Consider the following 16,070-nt stretch of genomic DNA (forward strand, 5'->3'; position numbering starts at 1 on the left):
GTCAAAGCACCTCTTTCCTTCCCTGAGAAAGAATAGCCGCCGCGATCCAGAGTCGGAACGCGGCGCCAGCCTTTGACCGAAAAGCGATCTACTTCAGCGGCTTCAGCCCGGCCTCGATCGAGGCGCGTTTCGGTTCGAGGAACGGCGGCAGGGCAAGGCTTTCGCCCAATGTTTCCAGCGGCTCGTCGGCGGTGAACCCCGGCCCGTCGGTGGCGATCTCGAACAGGATGCCGTTCGGCTCGCGGAAATAGAGCGAGCGGAAGTAGTAACGCTCGACCTCGCCACTCGACGGCAGACGGAATTCGGCCAGACGGGCGGTCCACTGATGCAACGTTTCCTGGTCTGGCGCCCTGAAGGCAACGTGATGAACCGCGCCGGCGCCTTGTCTTGCGGGCGCCAGCCCCGGCTGCACGGCGACATGAAGCTCCGCCGCCGGCCCGCCCTCGCCCATTTCGAAGACATGAACGTGGCCCTCGTCGTCCGGCGAGGCATAGTCGCGGACCTTGCGCATGTTCATCACCCTGGTCAGCACCGCCTCGGTGTTGGTGATGTCGGGGACACTGATGACGATCGGCCCGAGCCCGCGGATCTGGTGTTCGACCGGCACCGGGCTTTGCGCCCAGGCATGGCTGTCGCCCTTGCCGCCATCGCTGACCAGCCGCAGGCGCTGGCCTTCGGGGTCCTCGAGATCCAGCGACGGATAGCCGCCAATATCGGCAATCTCTCCTGTCACGACGTTTTCACCGGTGAGGTGCTGCTTCCACCAGGCAAGGCTCTCCCGGCTGCCGACCCGGAGGCTGGTTCGCGCGATGCTGTGCGTCCCGCGCCGCTCAGGGCCAACCGGCCAGTCGAAGAAGGTGAGGTCGGTGCCCGGTGTCGCTTCGCCATCGGCATAGAAGAGATGGTAGGCCGAGGTATCGTCCTGGTTGACCGTCTTCTTGACCAGCCGCAGGCCCAGCACCTTCGTATAGAAGTGAAGATTACCTGGCGCATTGGCGGTGATGGCGGTCAGATGGTGGATTCCTGTCAGTTGCAGGCTCATGGTCGTCTCCCTGTTTCTGGGGAAGAATTTTCTCCCTTCATATCAGAATCGCGGCCACGTCGCTGAAGGCCATATATCCTGACGGTCCGTCGCCGAACTATGAACAATAGCGACCGAATCGTTCTTCTATCAGTGAACAATCGGCTCCCTGCGCAGCCTGCCGAGAGCAGGGCATGATGTGTCGAAACCGATGCTTTTCCAGGGAAATGTGCCGGTCGCAGCTATCGTCGCGCGCCCTGCCATCCTCCTGACAGACTGCTGTCAGGAGGGGTATGCGATAATGCCTCCAGTCATAGAGAGGAGAATAGCCATGAACGGTTTTACCATTCTGCGCGGCATGCAGCACTATGTCGGCAAGATACGCACGATGCGCAATGAGATCCGCACCCAGCGGTTCATGAACTCGCTGCCGGCGGACATTCGCAAGGATATCGGCTGGCCGGACATGTATGCCGACCGTCGCCATCGCGGCAATTGAGACGAATTTTTCGCCACAGCGGTTGGATGTGGGCCTGCCAACGCCCAGATATGAAAACAAAGTCCGGCGTGCGTGGAATGGAGCGAGCTTGTGTCCGAGCAGAAGACAATTGGCTTTCTTTTCATCGAAGGCTTTGCCGACTGGGAGTATGGGCTGCTGGCGGCATCGGCGGTCGAATGGTTCGGTGCCCGCGCCGTGTCGCTGACGCCGGACAGCAAGCCGGTGACAGGCATCAGCGGTTTTCGGCTGGTGCCTGATCGCTCGGCCGGCGCCGATGAGAATGCCGATCTCGACGCCGTCGCCGTCATCGGCTCCGACCAGTGGTTTGGCAAGGCGCCACCGGATGTCGCCGAACTGCTCAAATCCGTTGCGTCGCGCGGCGGCGTCGTTGGCGGCATCTGCGCCGGGACGCTGGCGCTGGCCCGGGCGGGCGTGTTCGAGAAGGCCAGGCACACCAGCAATGGCCGCGACTGGATCAACCGTTACGAAGCCGGCTATGCCGGCGACCGCAACTATCAGGACGTGCCGCATGCAGTGGCCGACGGCACGGTCGTTTCCGCGCCGGGTTCGGCGCCCGGCACCTTCGCTCTTGCCTTTCTGAAGACGCTTTATCCCGGAAGAGACAGCGATCTCGCGCAGATGCGGACGCTGTTTGCCAAGGAATATGCTGAATGCTCCTGACAGAATGCTGTCAGGAGCCGCGTGCGATGGTGCAGATTACTGCACATCGGCTGTGGAGTTGACGATCGATGAAAAGCTGGAATGACAGGCTGAACACGCCTGGGATCAATGGCGTCAGGCCGACACCGCACGATGGGAGACGTCATCGAGGGCCAGCCGATGCTGGTGCCGACGCCGCGACAGGTCGACGATTTCATCCGCTCGATTCCCGAAGGCGTCGAGATGGACGTCCGTGCACTGCGCACGGCACTTGCCGTCGAGCATGGCGCCGAAGTGACATGCCCGGTCACAACAGGCTATCATTCGCGCACTGTTGCTGAAGCGGCCATTGAGGATCTCGAGCGCGGCATGGCGTTGAGCGACATAGCACCCTTCTGGCGCGTGCTCGACGCGAAGACGCCGACAACGAGGAAATTGTCCTTCGGCGCGGAATTCGTCGCCGCGCAGCGCAAGCGCGAAGGACTGAAACCATAGTGCATGCCGCCCAGGAACGGGCACCGCTTTTGGGGCCACGACATGCATAGAAACAACATTGAGGAACCATACGATGCGCCGCGCCGACAGGCTCTTTCAGATCGTGCAGCATCTGCGTGGTGGCCGTCTGGTCACCGCTCAGAAGCTCGGCACGTGGCTCGAGGTTTCCGAGCGAACCATCTACCGGGACATCGCAGACCTGCAGTCGACCGGGGTGCCGATCGACGGCGAGGCCGGCGTTGGCTACATGATGAGGGAGGGCTTCGACCTTCCGCCGCTGATGTTCACGCGTGACGAGATCGTGGCGCTGGTTGCCGGCGCCCGCATGGTGCGCGCCTTTGGCGGCGCTGCCATGGCGCGTGCCGCCGACGAGGCGCTGGTCAAGATCGGCGCCGTGCTGCCCGACGCCGAAAAGGACCGCATCGCCCGCACTGAGATCCACACGCCGATGTGGGTGGTCAGCGACGCCGCCCGCGAAGCGATCGACCTGATCGAGCGAGCGGTCGAAAAGCGCCAGGTGCTGACCATCGACTATTCGGACGAGGCCGGACGCGGCACCGCGCGTGATATCCGCCCGCTCGGCCTGTGGTTCTGGGGCAAGGTATGGACGCTGGTCGCCTGGTGCGAGATGCGCGACGACTTTCGCGCCTTCCGCATCGATCGCATCGCCTCGGTGGTCATCGCCGGCCGCATCTTCAAGCCGGAGCGCGGCAAGCAGCTTGCCGACTTCTACCGGGCCGTGGAACGCAGCGAGGACTACGGCATGGCGCCGGATCGCGCGGCGCGGACCTGAGACTGCTGGACCGCACAAAAAAGCCCGCTCGTAGCGGGCTTTTTTCTTGCGTGGTCAAAGACCTCACTGGTCGTCGTCGTTGTCCGTATTCTTCGACTTCAAGGCCGAGAGCTTGGCGAAGACGGCGTTGGCGTCGAGTTCGGCATCCTCATCCTTCGGCTTCTCGGGAGCCGGCACCAGCCGCTCGGTCAGGGCCGCCGGCAGCAGCGTGTCGCCGACCGGCTGCGCCTGTTCGCGTCCGCGCGAAGCGCGGTTGACTTCCATGTCGAGGTCGATCTGCGAGGAAAGGCCCAACGTCACCGGGTCCATCGGCTGCAAATTGGCCGAGTTCCAGTGTTTGCGCTCACGGATTTGCTCGATGGTCGACTTGGTGGTGCCGACCAGACGCGAGATCTGCGCGTCCTTGAGCTCGGGATGGTTGCGCACCAGCCACAGGATTGCGTTCGGCCGGTCTTGGCGCTTCGACAGCGGCGTGTAGCGCGGCCCCTTGCGCTTGGATTCCGGCACCCGCACCTTGGGATCCGAAAGCTTCAGGCGCTGGTTCGGGTCCTTTTCGGCACGTGCGATCTCGTCGCGGGTCAACTGGCCGGTCATGATCGGATCCATGCCCTTGATGCCTTGCGCCGATTCGCCGTCGGCGATCGCCTTGACCTCGAGCGGATGCAGCCCGCAGAACTGCGCGATCTGCTCGAAGGAGAGCGCGGTGTTGTCGACCAGCCAGACGGCGGTCGCCTTGGGCATCAGCAGCGTATTGGCCATTCAAAAATCCTTCTCGTTCGCCCGCGTTCCCGCGCGGGCGGTGGTTTAGAGCCACCAAAATGGGAAATTCGCGGCTTGTATAACCTCTCTCGGGTCGTTTCGCAATGTTTTTGGAAGCAATCGGCCAGAAGCCGGGGACCCTGCGGTTATCGAAACGGCTCCGCACGCCTTGGCAGTGCGACAAGCTGGCTTTGCTGGCGGGTGGCGGTCTGGCGAGAAACCGGTCGAGACAGGCACACCCGGTCTTGATGCTGACGTCGGCGGCAACCGATCCCTCGCCTGCCGAGATTTCTTGCTGGAAACTGAGGCCAACCGGCCCAAAAAAGACAAAACCCGCCGGACAGGGTCCAGCGGGCTCGGAACCGGCGACGGCTAAACCGCCTGCTTCGGCTCTTGCTTTTCTACAGCATGGTCCGGTTCTTGGAACGGACCACGCTCAACATCATATGGCCTTGCGGGCGATCTTTTCGATGTCGGCGCGGTTGATGCCGAGATCGCTGAGCTGACGTGCATTAAGGCGGTTCAGTTCGCGCACGGTCTCAGTGTACATGCGCCAGTTACGGAAAGCGCGGATCGGGTTCATGATAGTCCTCCAAGGATTGTTCGTTTCGATGATGCACAAATAGTGATCATCGATCGGGACTTGAATGACCGATTTTGCATACCAATGATGCAAATGCTGCATTGCACCATTAAGCTTTTGTTCAGCTTGTAGGCAGGGGCCGCTCGGTCAGCCTGCTGACCGAGTCCGGGCAATGTCGCCGTCAGCCGACGTCGAGCACGATCTTGCCGATATGTTCGCCTTCCTCCATCCGCTCATGCGCCCGCCAGGCCTCGCTGAGCGGGAGGATCATATCCATGACGGGAGCCACCTTGCGTGTGCCGAGCAACGGCCACACCTGCGCCTCCAGCGCGGCCGCGATCGCCGCCTTGAACTCGACCGTGCGCGGCCTCAACGTCGACCCGGTGTGGGTAAGCCGCTTGACCATGATCTTCGAAAAGTCGGCACTGGCTACCGCGCCGCCTTGCACGGCGATCTGGACGATGCGGCCTTCTATCGCCGCGGCCTCGTAGTTTCGCGCCACATAGTCGCCGCCGACCATATCGAGGATGACATTGGCGCCCTTGCCGCCCGTTGCCTCCTTCACCGCGGCCACGAAATCCTCTTCGCGATAATTGATCGCCCGGTCGGCGCCGAGCTTCAGGCAGGCGTCGCACTTTTCCTTGCTGCCGGCAGTGGTGATGACATAGGCACCGAAGGCCGAGGCAAGCTGGATCGCCGTGGTGCCGATGCCGGACGAGCCGCCATGGACGAGCAGTGTCTCGCCGCTCTTCAGGCCGCCCCGCTCGAACACATTGTGCCAGACCGTGAAGTAGTTTTCCGGCACCGCCGCCGCTTCGGTGTGGGTAAAGCCGGCAGGCAACGGCAGCACGCTGCCGGCATGAACCCTGACATATTCGGCATAGCCGCCGCCCGGCGTCAGCGCGCAGACGCGGTCGCCGATGCGCCAGCGCGATATGTCGTCGCCAAGGGCAGCCACTTCGCCCGATACCTCGAGGCCCGGCAGGTCCGACGCACCGGGCGGCGGCGGATAGGCGCCCTTGCGCTGCTGCACGTCGGGCCGGTTGACGCCTGCCGCATGCACCTTGATCAAGATCTCGCCGGGTCCTGGCTGCGGCACGTCACGCGTTTCCGGTTTCAGCACCCGGGGACCACCGGGTTCCGAGATCGCAATGACCGTCATCCTTGCCGGAATTCTCTGTCCGCTCGCCATGAAGTTTCCCGTCTTTCCTCGCCGTTGTCCGATCGGCTGTTTGCATCGGCGCCCTTGCCCTATGTATGCTCATTGGCAAATCAGGCAAATGGCCAATCTGGTTTGGCGGAGGGAGGAGCGACGATGGCGATCTTCGACGACGAACCCAAGAAGAAGGCGCGCCCGCACGAGATCGGGCAGGACCTGTCGCTGCTTTCGGTTGGTGAATTGACCGAGCGGATCGGCATCCTGCGCGACGAGATCGCCCGGCTGGAAAGCGAACTCAAGGCCAAGGACAACACCAAATCGGCCGCCGAGGCACTGTTCCGCCGCGGATAGACGGGTGGGCCGAAAGCCCGCCGCCGAAAAGCCCGAATGCGACTGTCTTCAGACCCAGCGCCCCGCCAAACTCGAGCCGGATCAAAAAATGTTCGCAACCTACAGACCGATCCTCTCGCTGCTTCGCGGCACCGCCTTCCTACTCGCGGCGTCTGGATTGCACGGGCTGCTGTTGCCGCTGCGCGGTCAGTTGGAAGGCTTCTCGACCGCATCGCTCGGCCTGATGGGCACGGCATGGGCCGGCGGCTTCGTCACCGGCTGCTTCTTCGCCCCGCGCATCGTGCGCCGCGCCGGCCATGTGCGGGCCTTCGGCGCCTTTGCCGCGTCGGGCGCCATCGTGGCGCTGCTGACCGGGCTGATCATCGATGAATATGTCTGGATCCTGCTGCGCGCTTTCACTGGCTTCACCATGGCCGGCGCCTTCATGGTCATCGAAAGCTGGCTCAACGAGAAGGCCACCAACGAGAACCGCGGCACCGTCTTCGGCCTCTACATGATGGTCACCTACGCTTCGATCATGGGCGGGCAGATGATCGTCGCCGGCGGCGACGTGAAATCGGCGTCACTGTTCATGATCACCGGCATCCTGTTTTGCCTGTCGCTTATTCCAACCGCGGTCTCGACCGCCTCGCATCCCAAGCCGCTGCAGGATGTCTCGCTCGACGTCAGGGGGCTTTATGCGAATTCGCCGGTCTCGGCGGTCGCTTGCGTGTTGATCGGCATCGCCAACGGCGCCTGGGGCACGCTGGGCGCCGTCTATGGCGCCCGCATCGGCATTTCCACCGCCGAGATCGCCTTGATGATGAGCCTTGTGGTCGTCGCCGGTGCGGCCATGCAGCTTCCGGCAGGGCGTCTCTCTGACAAGACCGACCGGCGTTTCGTGCTGGCCGGTGCGGCCTTCGGCGCGGCCTTTTTCGCGCTGGCGATCTTCCTCTTCGAGCCACGCTCCGGCGTCTTTGTCATCGTCTTCACCGCCGCCTACGGCGCGTTCGCCTACACGCTCTATTCGATCGCGGTGGCGCATGCCAACGACCACGCCCGATCAGAGGATTTCGTCAAGGTATCGGGCGGCCTGCTGCTGCTCTATGGCTTCGGCACGATGATCGGCCCCTTGCTGGCAGCGGCCCTCATGGGCTGGATGCGTCCGGAAGGCCTGTTCCTGGCGACCGCCTTCGCGCATCTGTGCCTGGCGGGTTATACGCTGCTGCGCATCAGCCGCCGAGCCCCGGTGCCGGTCGGAGATCGCGACGCGTTCACGACGCAACCGGCCGATCGCTCGGTGACACCGGAAGCATTGCGGCTTGACCCGCGAAGAAAAGCAGAAGCAGACGGTTGAGATTCGAAAAGCTTTGCCGCACAAGTAAGGCATGATCATTTCCGACGCCTTCATGGCGATTGCCGACCCCCACCGGCGCCATCTTCTGGAAGAGCTTCGGCGCGGCCCTAAAACTGTCAACGAATTGGCCGCCGGACTGCCGGTCTCGCGTCCAGCCGTGTCGCAGCATCTGAAAGTGCTGCTCGAAGCCGGCCTGGTCAACGCCAGGCCGGAAGGAACGAGGCGCGTCTATGCGGTCAGCAATGCCGGCTTCCTCAAACTCAACATCTGGCTCGATCAGTTCTGGGAAGCCTGACTGAAGCAGCACACGATCAGGCTTCGGCACCCAGGAACGCGCCGAGCGCGTCGAGCAGCTCACCAGTGCCATGTTCGCGCGTGGCGGACGTATCATGACCGTCGAGGAAGGCGCCCTGTTCCGTCATGACAAGCCGCGTGCCGTTGCCCTCGGCAACAAGTTCGATCGTTGTCAGCGACACCGAGACGCGGGTTTCGCCGAACAGCAGCTCGTAGCTGTAGACGATGCGCTGGTCCGGCACGATGTCCTGATAGACCGCGTTGAAATAATGCATCTGCCCGTCGCTCGGGCAGCCGGCATTGACCTCCTTGCCGCCGACGCGGAAGTCCATTTCATGCCGGCTGGGTGTCGGGTCGTGAGGATCGACGAACCAGCGCCGCTTTGCGGCCGGATTGCTGAGCGCGAAGAAGACCCTCGACGGCGCCGCCGGATAGAGGCGCTCGACGACGAAGGTGGAATGGACGACGGATCGTTTGGTCATGATTGCCTCCTTCAGGTCTCATCCTTGGTTTCGGCGAGAAACTCGCCCAGCCGATCCAGCCGACGCTCCCAGGCGAGCCGCCGCTCATTGATCCAGTGTTCCGCCGCTCTCAACGCCGTGGGCTCGATCTGGCAGGTGCGCACCCTGCCAAGCTTCTGTGTGCGGACAAGGCCGCTCGCCTCCAGCAGGTTCAGATGCTGGACGACGGCCGACAGCGACATCGCCAGCGGCTCGGCCAGCTGGCTGACCGAAGCGGGGCCCCGCGACAGCCGGTCGACCATCTGTCGTCGTGCCGGATCGGCGAGCGCCTGGAACATCAGGTCGAGCTGGGCAGGATCGTGCAGCATCGCGATCAGCCGTTGTTGTAGGGAAAGAACTTGAAGTAGGGCTGCGCTTCCTCGATCACCCGCGCGAAGGCGGGCCGCTGCACGAGCCGGTCGTGATAGCGTTTCACGGCGGGGTACTTTTCGCCGAACGGCTCGACCTTGTTGGCGTAGAACAGCGCGGGAGACGCCGCGCAATCGGCCATGGTGAAGACCTCGCCCATCGCCCAGTTCTTCGACCGCATGTCCTCTTCGATGATGGCGTAGGAATTGCGCAGTTGGGCGCGAGCCTGCTCGACGCCGAACGGGTCGGTCTTGCCTTCCGGGCGCAACCGGTCGCCGACGATCTTCTGCATCGGCTCCTGTACATAGAAATCATGGAAGCGATCAGCCTGGCGGACTGCCAGCGCCAGGTCGGTGTCGGCGGGAACGAGTTCGACCGGCCCCGGATAGTGCGCGGCCAGATATTCGACGACGATGGTTGATTCCAGCACCGTGCGGTCGCGCGCATCGTCGCGCAGCGCCGGCATCTTGCCGCTCGGCGAAATCTTCAGGAAGGCCGCGCGCGACTCGGCATTGCCGAGATCAACGATGACCGGAGTGAACGGTATGCCGTTCTCGTAGAGCGCGATGAGCGGCTTCCAGCAGAAGGAGGCCAGCGGATGGAAATGAAGCGTCAGGGACATTTTTTCTCGCCTGTTTCGCGGTTCGTCGGTGGCGGGTGCCTTGCCATCTGCCAAGGGTTAAACACTGAAGCATTTACTTAACTATTGCGGCAAGACTTGCTCGTCAAGACCCCGCCCCATCCCGCCTTAGCCGGCTCGGGTGTGGGCGACGATTGCCGCCGATATCACCGTCCTGTCGTCCGGATGCAGTTCGTGGCCGCCGCCTTCGATGCGGACAATTTTCGCGCCGGACACCGCCTCGGCCAGCGCCTCGCCATGCTCGACCGGAAAGATCGGATCCGCCGTGCCGTGGATGACCAGCAGCGGCGCCGTCATCTCGCGCAGGCGGCCCTTCCAAGCGTCGCCGCCCTTGAGCATGAAATGATTGGTCGCGCTCTCGAAGCCGCCGGAGCGGTCGTAGTCCTGCTCGACGAAGGCTCTCATCCGCGCCTCGTCGAACGGATGCGCGGTGCTTGCGATCGCCCGCGCATCCTTGACGATGAAATCGACCACCTGGCTACGATCCGACCAGTCGACATCAGCGCCCTCGGCGGAGTGTTCGATGGCCGCGGTCGTGCCGGGCAGATGCGACGTGTCCATCCCCATTGGCGAGCTGCTGATCACCGTCAGCGAGATGATGCGTGAGGGGTGTTTCAACGCCACCAACTGGGCGATCATCCCGCCCGCCGACATGCCGACCACATGCGCGCTATGGAGACCATGGCTGTCGAGAACACGCATCGCGTCGTCCGCCATATCGTCGAACGTGTAGGACGGCTTTCCCGGCGGATATTTGGTCGAGCGGCCGGTGTCGCGATTGTCATAGCGGATCACGAACAGGCCAGCGTCGGCGAGCTTCCGGCACAGCGCCTCCGGCCACCACAGCATCGAGGCCATCGCGCCCATGATCAGCAGCAGCGGCGGGTCTTGCGGATCGCCAAAGGCCTCGGAGATGATTTCAGGGCGTTCGGTCGTCGTCATGGCGCGGTCTCCTCTCCTGCAATACTGATTGCATTTTGCAATCGGTTGCACGATAATAAAACCGATACGATAATGCAACCGGTTTTGCGGAGAAAATTGAATGAGCCTCGATCACCGATCCGGCTGCCCGATCAATCTGTCGCTCGAAGTGTTCGGCGATCGCTGGAGCCTGATCGTCCTTCGCGACATGATCTTCGGCGGCAGGCGCCATTTTCGCGAACTGCTCAACGGATCGATGGAAGGCATTGCCTCCAACATCCTCGCCGACCGGCTGAAGCGGCTGATGGAACTCGGCATGCTGACCAAGGCCGACGATCCCTCGCACAAGCAGAAGGCGATCTACAGCCTGACCGAGATGGCGATCACGCTGGTACCGATCCTCGCCCATCTCGGCGCCTGGGGACGCGTCTGGTTGCCGGTCAGCGAGGAACTGTCGATCCGCGCCGAACTGCTGGAAAAGGGCGGACCGCCGATGTGGGACAAGTTCATGGACGAGTTGCGCCACGAGCATCTCGGCATGCCGCTCGATACGCCGGCGGATGCCACCGTGCGAGCGACCTTGCAGGCCGCCTACGAGGCCGTGGTCGCCAGCAAGGCCCTCGGGGCCAGCACGACCGCTTGACCAACTTATTTTCCCGTTTGGAGCCCGGCTCTGCTAGAAGAAGCGGAAAATCACAATTCACGGGATTGGATAAGGTCTTGGTTGAGAACTCTCGGGATGCTGCCCGCGCGCGCGCCGACCTGCGCTTCAAGAAGCAGGAAGAGGCGGCGACCGTCCGCCAGAAGGCCATGGCCGAATATGTCGCCGAGAGCGACGCCCGCCAGGCCAAGACCAACAAGTTGCGGGCGCTCCGGCTCGCCAAGGAAGCGGAAGACCTTGCCAACGCGCCTGCCGCACCGGCCAAGAAGCCGGCACGCGCCAAGAAGAAATAACGCGACCGGCCGCTACCATCGACTGCCTGTCTGGACCATGCAAACGGCAACGCCATGTCCGGATGGTGTCGGTAAAGGACACTATCCAGGCCATGCCGCCGTTTTCCATTCCACCCCATCACGCGAAGCAATTTCAACCGAAACCGGGATTTCGCCTTGCCGGCCGACGGTCGATGATTGACGCGCTTTTCAACCAGGAGACTGCCATGACCGCACTGCCGCTCGAAAAAGCCATCGAGATCATCGATGCCGCCTTTGCCAAGGGCGCCGATCTCAAGCTCAAGCCGCTCGGCGTCTCGGTGCTTGACGCCGGCGGCCATCTGGTCGCCTTCCAGCGCCAGGACGGCGCTTCGTTCCTGCGCCCGCAGATGTCGGCCGGCAAGGCCTATGGCGCGCTGGCCATCGGCATGGGTTCGCGCCGGGTCGAGGCCTTCGCCAAGGAGCGTCCGCATCTCGTCGCCGGCATCTCCGACGTGTCGGGTGGACGCGTGCTGCCGGTCGTCGGCGGCGTGCTGATCCGCGACAAGGCCGGCACCATCATCGGTGCCGTCGGCATTTCCGGCGACACCTCGGACAATGACGAAGCCGCAGCGATCGCCGGCATCGAGGCCGCCGGCTTCACCGCCGATCCAGGCTGAGGGTCGGCTCTAATTCAAATTGATGTCCCGGCTGGCCGACCGCATCGATACGGAGAAGCCGGCCAGGACATCGAACAGCGCGATGACCATCAGCGTGAAGAAGACGGAATGGGCGGCGCCCTTCACCAGCAGGAACTCGACCAGGAAGGCGACGAAAACCAGCGTCGACAGAAGATGGTCCATGATCGAGGCGTTTGTCGTGCGCACTGACTTCACCATTTCGACGAACAGGAAGATCAGCCCGATCAGCACCATCAGGTCGCCCAGCGTCATCGAGAATACGCCGCCCGACATCATGCGGAACGAGAAGATTTCGCTCGCCCACGGATCGTCACCGCTGCCGAATATCCCGAGCAAGCCGAGATTGTAGAGCACGAAAGGCACGATCAGCAGCGGGACGGCACCGAACATCTGGCGTCTCCATGTGGGGCAATCCTTTGTAGAATGCGCCACAGGCACGCCGTCAAGATTTTTCGGTTGGAGCGCTGAACACGGTCGAAGACCGCATGCAACAACCGTGTCAGCCGGATGCCCTGCTGACACGGTTGCAGCTCGACACTTGAATGGATCGGCGCGGTGGCCCTTCACCGCCAAAGAAAGGCGGGCTTCAATCGCAAAGGCATGGAAGGTGCCGGCGATGCCGCCCGAGCCGCGAGACGCAGGCTATCGGCACCGCCAAACGCAAAAAGACCGGCCACTGGCCGGTCTTCGCTAACTCAAGACTTTAAAAAAGCTGGTCTCAGCTTTCCTTGGGCGTCAGCACCTGGCGACCGCGATACATGCCGGTCTTCAGGTCAATGTGGTGCGGACGGCGCATTTCGCCGGAATTCTTGTCCTCGACATAGGTCGGGGCCTTGAGGGCGTCGGCCGAGCGGCGCATGCCGCGCTTGGACGGAGAGGTTTTGCGTTTCGGAACGGCCATGGATATGCTCCACTACATGGTCAAAAGCCCCGCCCGCCCTCGTGAAAGGGCCATGTCGGGGCCTAAATCTGAGAAAGTCGGGTGCCTATACACGCCCTGTGCCGTTTTGGCCAGCACTGCCTTGAATTTTTTTGAGCTGGCTACTGCAGACAGCCGACATAAGCGCCTGAGCGGCCGGCGCGCCGTTCGATCAAATTGGCGAGTCGTCTCAGGCCCGGCCCGGGCTTGGCCGGATTGCGGGCAATCGGATTTGGCAAGGTGACGGCGAGCAGTGCCGCCTGCCGCCGCGACAGCTGTTTTGCCGAAATGCCGAAATGGTGCTGTGCCGCCGCCTCGATGCCATAGATGCCCGGCCCCCATTCGGCGATGTTGAGATAGATTTCCATGATGCGCCGTTTCGACATCACCGCGTCGAAATAGACGGCCAGCGGCAGTTCGACGATCTTGCGCACCGAGCCCAGCGGCCGCGACCAGAGGTAAAGGTTCTTCACCGTCTGCATGGTAATGGTCGAGGCGCCGCGCGTCGCCTCGCCAGCCAGCGCGTCGTCGACAACACCCCTCAACTCGCCGAGATCGACGCCACGGTGAAAGCAGAACTGCCCGTCCTCCGACATGATGACTGAATGCGCCAGCACCGGCGCGACATCATCGATCGAAACCCAGCGGCGGTCATAGCCGGAGAACGTCGCCAGGTCCTTCAGCATCAGCGTCGATACCGGATGCACGAACGATGGCAGATAGAGGAACGTCAGCACCGTTGGTATAAGCGCCAGCACCGCGGCCACGACGATGCCGCGCCGGACCCAGCGTTTGAGACCGCGACGGTTCACGCCTCTCGATCTCGTCGCCATGTCCAGCTTTTCGGTTTCATGATCGACGATCGGTTCCGCCAAGCCGCCCAACCCGTGCTTCTCCCTGCTCCGGCATAATGGCGCTTGGCTTCTTGCGCAACGTCTGAGTGTCGGCTACCGGTCCCGACCATGACGAATGACGACGAAACAGCGTTCGAAATGGCGCTTACTGCACGGGCAGCCGCCGTCGAGGCGCTGCTGCGGCGGCTGCTCGACGACCGCGCGCTTTCGGGCGAGATCGCGCGGCCCGACCGTCTGATGGCGGCGATGCGCCACGGCGTGCTGAACGGCGGCAAGCGCCTGCGCCCTTTCCTGGTCATGGAAAGTGCGGCACTTTTTTCCGCCGATGGCGAGGCAGCGCTGCGCGTCGCGGCGGCACTTGAATGCGTGCATTGCTATTCGCTGATCCACGATGATCTGCCCGCCATGGACGACGATGATTTGCGCCGTGGCCAGCCGACCGTGCACAAGGCTTTCGACGAGGCAACCGCCATCCTGGCCGGCGACGCCTTGCTGACGCTGGCCTTCGACATCATCGCCGGCGAGGCGACCGTGTTGCCGGCGGAGCGGCGGGCCGCCCTTGTGCTGGCGCTGGCTCGCGCGGCCGGCGCCGGCGGCATGGTCGGCGGCCAGAAGCTCGATCTCGAAGCCGAGCAGGCCCCGCCGGACGAGGCCGGCATCATCCGGCTGCAGGCGATGAAGACCGGCGCGCTGATCCGCTTTGCCTGCGAGGCCGGCGCGCTCATTGCCGGCGCTGCCGCCGAGGATCGTGAGCGGCTGGCCGAATTCGGCTCCGCGATAGGCCTCGCCTTCCAGCTCGCCGACGACCTGCTCGACTTGACCGCGGATGCCAGCCAGATGGGCAAGGCGACCGGCAAGGACGCCGCCGCCGGCAAGGCGACGCTGGTGGCGCTGCACGGTGCGGCCTGGGCGCGCGGCCAGCTTAACGGCCTTGTCGAACAGGCCCATGAATTGCTCGAGCCTTACGGCGACAGTGCCCTGCTTCTAAAGGAAGCGGCGAAATTCGTGGCCGCGCGTAACAGCTGACCGCGAGAGGCGCCGGACATTTCGTCACCTCGGCACCGATTTGCCTCAGGAGTGGGCGGCTGGAATAGCCGCATCGGCTGTGACATCCGCCGGCGCCTCGACCATTCCGGTAGTGGCGGGAGAAGACACGGCAAGTGGGATTGGCGCGGTGATTGTCGGGCCATCCGCCCATATCGAACGACATTCGTCCGCGGTCAAAATGCCCTGCGTGTCGAGCATCCGCTGAATCCTGGCGATCATCTCGTCGGCATTGAAAGGCCGTCGCTTCAGCTCACCCGACCGACTGGGCAACCCATACCGGTTCACCATCGACTTGATCTGTTCGTCATTCCCTTTGCCGGCGACATTGGTCAGATGCAACGCCGACCCTTGCGTCCCGCTCCACGGCACCTCGGACCAGCGTTTCCTGGTCTTGACGTAGTCGCTGCCTGCGCGCCGGCCCATCCAGAACAGCCATACATCGTCGGCCTGCGGACAAAGCTGCATAAAGGCTTCGTCCAGCACATCGGGAGAAAGCGAGCCCGGACCATAAAGCACGCCTCCGACGCCGGTTGGAAAAAGCAGCGACCCCTTGCCTGCTGCTTCGTAGCCCCATTTGTCATAGGGCTCGATCTGACCACCTTCGTCAAATTTGACCGAATGGGCGCGATGGCAAACGATGGTGCCCTTGCCGGCGAGCTCAACAAGTTCTTCGAGCCACCTGGAAGAATAATAAACATCGTCATCCGCCGTGACGATATAGGAATCGGGAAAGGCCAGGAGCGCCGGTATGATTTTCTTGTATGACCGGATGTTCTTGCAAAATCGGATTTCCAGTCCCTCATCCCTGAGATCGATAACGGACGCTGGCAGCAGCCTGTAATCCTCTGCGGTGACCCAAAGAATGGTCCTGTCGGCGGAGACGGTCTGCGAAAGCAGGCATCGAAGCGTAAGCGCCAGGCTGGCAAAACGGGGCGGATATGAGGTCAGGGAAATGATCAATCCCTCCTGCAATCCGCTTGGCCGACCCTTCCGCCTGAAAAGCCACCTCAGCGAAATCGACTGCTTGGCCATATAGCCTTTGAGGTGAAGTGACGCATACCGGGCATATGCGTCGAGCCTCCATCCAATTCCATGCCGTATCGTGGCAATGAAACGGGCCAGCGCGCCGAACGGCGCGCCCCGGAACCATGAGGCCGGCGATCGTCGAAACAGGACAAAGATCGCGCAAGGGATCGATATGGAAGCGACGATGAGGACAATCTCGTTCGACATGCCAAAGTCGAGCAAGATGCCGGC

At 62.9% G+C, this 16,070-nt stretch carries 23 protein-coding genes; 11 read left to right on the top strand and 12 right to left on the bottom strand.

All coding sequences use genetic code 11. The annotated features are described in order from the left end of the window. Positions 1-88: 88 nt before the first annotated feature. Complete coding sequence (locus BLS48_RS14640) at positions 89-1,042, bottom strand: ring-cleaving dioxygenase (protein ID WP_091578653.1); 954 nt, start codon at positions 1,040-1,042, stop codon at positions 89-91. Positions 1,043-1,352: 310 nt separating this feature from the next. On the opposite strand from BLS48_RS14640, the gene BLS48_RS14645 reads away from it, so the two are divergent. The 4 genes from BLS48_RS14645 (at position 1,353) to BLS48_RS14660 (ending at position 3,468) form a co-directional block, all read left to right on the top strand. Continuing rightward, entirely contained in the window at positions 1,353-1,520 is a 168-nt protein-coding gene (locus BLS48_RS14645) for a hypothetical protein (RefSeq protein WP_091578655.1), read from the top strand. Positions 1,521-1,610: 90 nt separating this feature from the next. Further along, positions 1,611-2,201, top strand: coding sequence for a DJ-1/PfpI family protein (locus BLS48_RS14650; RefSeq protein ID WP_091578924.1), 591 nt, complete (start codon positions 1,611-1,613; stop codon positions 2,199-2,201). A gap of 132 nt (positions 2,202-2,333) precedes the next feature. Next, the gene (locus BLS48_RS14655; RefSeq protein WP_244529609.1) at positions 2,334-2,675 is read left to right on the top strand and encodes a hypothetical protein; all 342 of its coding nucleotides are present in this window, start codon (positions 2,334-2,336) and stop codon (positions 2,673-2,675) included. A gap of 73 nt (positions 2,676-2,748) precedes the next feature. Beyond that, a complete protein-coding gene (locus BLS48_RS14660) occupies positions 2,749-3,468 on the top strand; it encodes a helix-turn-helix transcriptional regulator (RefSeq protein ID WP_091578656.1) in 720 nt (239 codons plus the stop codon). Between the two features lie 63 nt (positions 3,469-3,531). Here BLS48_RS14660 and BLS48_RS14665 read toward each other — a convergent pair whose 3' ends face one another. The 3 genes from BLS48_RS14665 to BLS48_RS14675 all read right to left on the bottom strand — a co-directional run bounded on the left by BLS48_RS14665 (position 3,532) and on the right by BLS48_RS14675 (position 6,002). Continuing rightward, positions 3,532-4,227, bottom strand: a complete 696-nt coding sequence (locus BLS48_RS14665; RefSeq protein WP_091578658.1) for a DUF1013 domain-containing protein — start codon at positions 4,225-4,227, stop codon at positions 3,532-3,534. 442 nt (positions 4,228-4,669) lie between these two features. After that, positions 4,670-4,810 carry a DUF1127 domain-containing protein gene (locus BLS48_RS14670; RefSeq protein ID WP_091578925.1) on the bottom strand — a complete coding sequence of 47 codons (141 nt, stop codon included), beginning with the start codon at positions 4,808-4,810 and terminating at the stop codon, positions 4,670-4,672. Between the two features lie 181 nt (positions 4,811-4,991). Then, positions 4,992-6,002: an NAD(P)H-quinone oxidoreductase gene (locus BLS48_RS14675; RefSeq protein ID WP_091578659.1), complete on the bottom strand. Its 1,011-nt coding sequence runs from the start codon at positions 6,000-6,002 to the stop codon at positions 4,992-4,994. A gap of 123 nt (positions 6,003-6,125) precedes the next feature. Between BLS48_RS14675 and BLS48_RS14680 the strand changes: the two genes are divergently transcribed. From BLS48_RS14680 to BLS48_RS14690, 3 genes are read left to right on the top strand one after another with little or no spacing between them, the layout of a single operon-like run. Continuing rightward, entirely contained in the window at positions 6,126-6,320 is a 195-nt protein-coding gene (locus BLS48_RS14680; RefSeq protein WP_091578661.1) for a DUF1192 domain-containing protein, read from the top strand. A gap of 4 nt (positions 6,321-6,324) precedes the next feature. After that, complete coding sequence (locus tag BLS48_RS14685) at positions 6,325-7,656, top strand: MFS transporter (protein ID WP_280142527.1); 1,332 nt, start codon at positions 6,325-6,327, stop codon at positions 7,654-7,656. Positions 7,657-7,687: 31 nt separating this feature from the next. Then, positions 7,688-7,951 (top strand): ArsR/SmtB family transcription factor, encoded by a 264-nt coding sequence (locus BLS48_RS14690; protein ID WP_091578662.1) that lies wholly within the window; start codon positions 7,688-7,690, stop codon positions 7,949-7,951. Positions 7,952-7,967: 16 nt separating this feature from the next. Here BLS48_RS14690 and BLS48_RS14695 read toward each other — a convergent pair whose 3' ends face one another. The 4 genes from BLS48_RS14695 to BLS48_RS14710 form a co-directional block, all read right to left on the bottom strand. Then, complete coding sequence (locus BLS48_RS14695; RefSeq protein WP_091578664.1) at positions 7,968-8,432, bottom strand: SRPBCC family protein; 465 nt, start codon at positions 8,430-8,432, stop codon at positions 7,968-7,970. Positions 8,433-8,443: 11 nt separating this feature from the next. After that, a complete protein-coding gene (locus tag BLS48_RS14700; RefSeq protein ID WP_091578666.1) occupies positions 8,444-8,779 on the bottom strand; it encodes an ArsR/SmtB family transcription factor in 336 nt (111 codons plus the stop codon). Positions 8,780-8,784: 5 nt separating this feature from the next. Beyond that, positions 8,785-9,441 carry a glutathione S-transferase family protein gene (locus BLS48_RS14705; RefSeq protein WP_091578928.1) on the bottom strand — a complete coding sequence of 219 codons (657 nt, stop codon included), beginning with the start codon at positions 9,439-9,441 and terminating at the stop codon, positions 8,785-8,787. Between the two features lie 126 nt (positions 9,442-9,567). Next, positions 9,568-10,401 carry an alpha/beta fold hydrolase gene (locus BLS48_RS14710; RefSeq protein WP_091578668.1) on the bottom strand — a complete coding sequence of 278 codons (834 nt, stop codon included), beginning with the start codon at positions 10,399-10,401 and terminating at the stop codon, positions 9,568-9,570. Between the two features lie 100 nt (positions 10,402-10,501). Here BLS48_RS14710 and BLS48_RS14715 point away from each other — a divergent pair, with 100 nt between their 5' ends. The 3 genes from BLS48_RS14715 (at position 10,502) to BLS48_RS14725 (ending at position 11,972) form a co-directional block, all read left to right on the top strand. Next, a complete protein-coding gene (locus BLS48_RS14715) occupies positions 10,502-11,023 on the top strand; it encodes a winged helix-turn-helix transcriptional regulator (protein ID WP_091578669.1) in 522 nt (173 codons plus the stop codon). 77 nt (positions 11,024-11,100) lie between these two features. Further along, positions 11,101-11,334, top strand: a complete 234-nt coding sequence (locus tag BLS48_RS14720) for a hypothetical protein (RefSeq protein ID WP_023810948.1) — start codon at positions 11,101-11,103, stop codon at positions 11,332-11,334. 206 nt (positions 11,335-11,540) lie between these two features. Further along, positions 11,541-11,972 (top strand): GlcG/HbpS family heme-binding protein, encoded by a 432-nt coding sequence (locus BLS48_RS14725; RefSeq protein ID WP_091578930.1) that lies wholly within the window; start codon positions 11,541-11,543, stop codon positions 11,970-11,972. A gap of 9 nt (positions 11,973-11,981) precedes the next feature. Here the strand turns inward: BLS48_RS14725 and BLS48_RS14730 are convergent, their stop codons facing one another. The 3 genes from BLS48_RS14730 to BLS48_RS14740 form a co-directional block, all read right to left on the bottom strand. Continuing rightward, the gene (locus BLS48_RS14730) at positions 11,982-12,383 is read right to left on the bottom strand and encodes a hypothetical protein (protein WP_091578671.1); all 402 of its coding nucleotides are present in this window, start codon (positions 12,381-12,383) and stop codon (positions 11,982-11,984) included. A 328-nt stretch (positions 12,384-12,711) separates the two neighbouring features. After that, the gene (gene rpmF, locus BLS48_RS14735) at positions 12,712-12,894 is read right to left on the bottom strand and encodes a 50S ribosomal protein L32 (protein ID WP_008834724.1); all 183 of its coding nucleotides are present in this window, start codon (positions 12,892-12,894) and stop codon (positions 12,712-12,714) included. Between the two features lie 140 nt (positions 12,895-13,034). Next, positions 13,035-13,796: a transglycosylase domain-containing protein gene (locus tag BLS48_RS14740; RefSeq protein WP_091578672.1), complete on the bottom strand. Its 762-nt coding sequence runs from the start codon at positions 13,794-13,796 to the stop codon at positions 13,035-13,037. Between the two features lie 78 nt (positions 13,797-13,874). Here BLS48_RS14740 and BLS48_RS14745 point away from each other — a divergent pair, with 78 nt between their 5' ends. Beyond that, on the top strand, positions 13,875-14,792 hold the full coding sequence (locus tag BLS48_RS14745; RefSeq protein ID WP_091578674.1) for a polyprenyl synthetase family protein: 918 nt from the start codon (positions 13,875-13,877) through the stop codon (positions 14,790-14,792). A gap of 45 nt (positions 14,793-14,837) precedes the next feature. Here BLS48_RS14745 and BLS48_RS14750 read toward each other — a convergent pair whose 3' ends face one another. Further along, the gene (locus BLS48_RS14750; RefSeq protein ID WP_143019430.1) at positions 14,838-15,773 is read right to left on the bottom strand and encodes a glycosyltransferase family 2 protein; all 936 of its coding nucleotides are present in this window, start codon (positions 15,771-15,773) and stop codon (positions 14,838-14,840) included. Positions 15,774-16,070: the final 297 nt, after the last annotated feature.

The organism is Mesorhizobium qingshengii (assembly GCF_900103325.1).
In the GTDB taxonomy this organism is placed as follows: Bacteria; Pseudomonadota; Alphaproteobacteria; order Rhizobiales; family Rhizobiaceae; genus Mesorhizobium; species Mesorhizobium qingshengii.

What these genes read in the sequence shown, in the direction of transcription:
- BLS48_RS14705 (WP_091578928.1), bottom strand. Translation starts at nt 9,441, where the DNA reads ATGTCCCTGACGCTTCATTTCCATCCGCTGGCCTCCTTCTGCTGGAAG.
- BLS48_RS14660 (WP_091578656.1), top strand. Translation starts at nt 2,749, where the DNA reads ATGCGCCGCGCCGACAGGCTCTTTCAGATCGTGCAGCATCTGCGTGGT.
- BLS48_RS14645 (WP_091578655.1), top strand. Translation starts at nt 1,353, where the DNA reads ATGAACGGTTTTACCATTCTGCGCGGCATGCAGCACTATGTCGGCAAG.
- BLS48_RS14655 (WP_244529609.1), top strand. Translation starts at nt 2,334, where the DNA reads ATGGGAGACGTCATCGAGGGCCAGCCGATGCTGGTGCCGACGCCGCGA.
- BLS48_RS14695 (WP_091578664.1), bottom strand. Translation starts at nt 8,432, where the DNA reads ATGACCAAACGATCCGTCGTCCATTCCACCTTCGTCGTCGAGCGCCTC.
- BLS48_RS14690 (WP_091578662.1), top strand. Translation starts at nt 7,688, where the DNA reads ATGATCATTTCCGACGCCTTCATGGCGATTGCCGACCCCCACCGGCGC.
- BLS48_RS14640 (WP_091578653.1), bottom strand. Translation starts at nt 1,042, where the DNA reads ATGAGCCTGCAACTGACAGGAATCCACCATCTGACCGCCATCACCGCC.
- BLS48_RS14730 (WP_091578671.1), bottom strand. Translation starts at nt 12,383, where the DNA reads ATGTTCGGTGCCGTCCCGCTGCTGATCGTGCCTTTCGTGCTCTACAAT.
- BLS48_RS14725 (WP_091578930.1), top strand. Translation starts at nt 11,541, where the DNA reads ATGACCGCACTGCCGCTCGAAAAAGCCATCGAGATCATCGATGCCGCC.
- BLS48_RS14670 (WP_091578925.1), bottom strand. Translation starts at nt 4,810, where the DNA reads ATGAACCCGATCCGCGCTTTCCGTAACTGGCGCATGTACACTGAGACC.
- BLS48_RS14700 (WP_091578666.1), bottom strand. Translation starts at nt 8,779, where the DNA reads ATGCTGCACGATCCTGCCCAGCTCGACCTGATGTTCCAGGCGCTCGCC.
- rpmF (WP_008834724.1), bottom strand. Translation starts at nt 12,894, where the DNA reads ATGGCCGTTCCGAAACGCAAAACCTCTCCGTCCAAGCGCGGCATGCGC.
- BLS48_RS14715 (WP_091578669.1), top strand. Translation starts at nt 10,502, where the DNA reads ATGAGCCTCGATCACCGATCCGGCTGCCCGATCAATCTGTCGCTCGAA.
- BLS48_RS14710 (WP_091578668.1), bottom strand. Translation starts at nt 10,401, where the DNA reads ATGACGACGACCGAACGCCCTGAAATCATCTCCGAGGCCTTTGGCGAT.
- BLS48_RS14680 (WP_091578661.1), top strand. Translation starts at nt 6,126, where the DNA reads ATGGCGATCTTCGACGACGAACCCAAGAAGAAGGCGCGCCCGCACGAG.
- BLS48_RS14745 (WP_091578674.1), top strand. Translation starts at nt 13,875, where the DNA reads ATGACGAATGACGACGAAACAGCGTTCGAAATGGCGCTTACTGCACGG.
- BLS48_RS14665 (WP_091578658.1), bottom strand. Translation starts at nt 4,227, where the DNA reads ATGGCCAATACGCTGCTGATGCCCAAGGCGACCGCCGTCTGGCTGGTC.
- BLS48_RS14675 (WP_091578659.1), bottom strand. Translation starts at nt 6,002, where the DNA reads ATGGCGAGCGGACAGAGAATTCCGGCAAGGATGACGGTCATTGCGATC.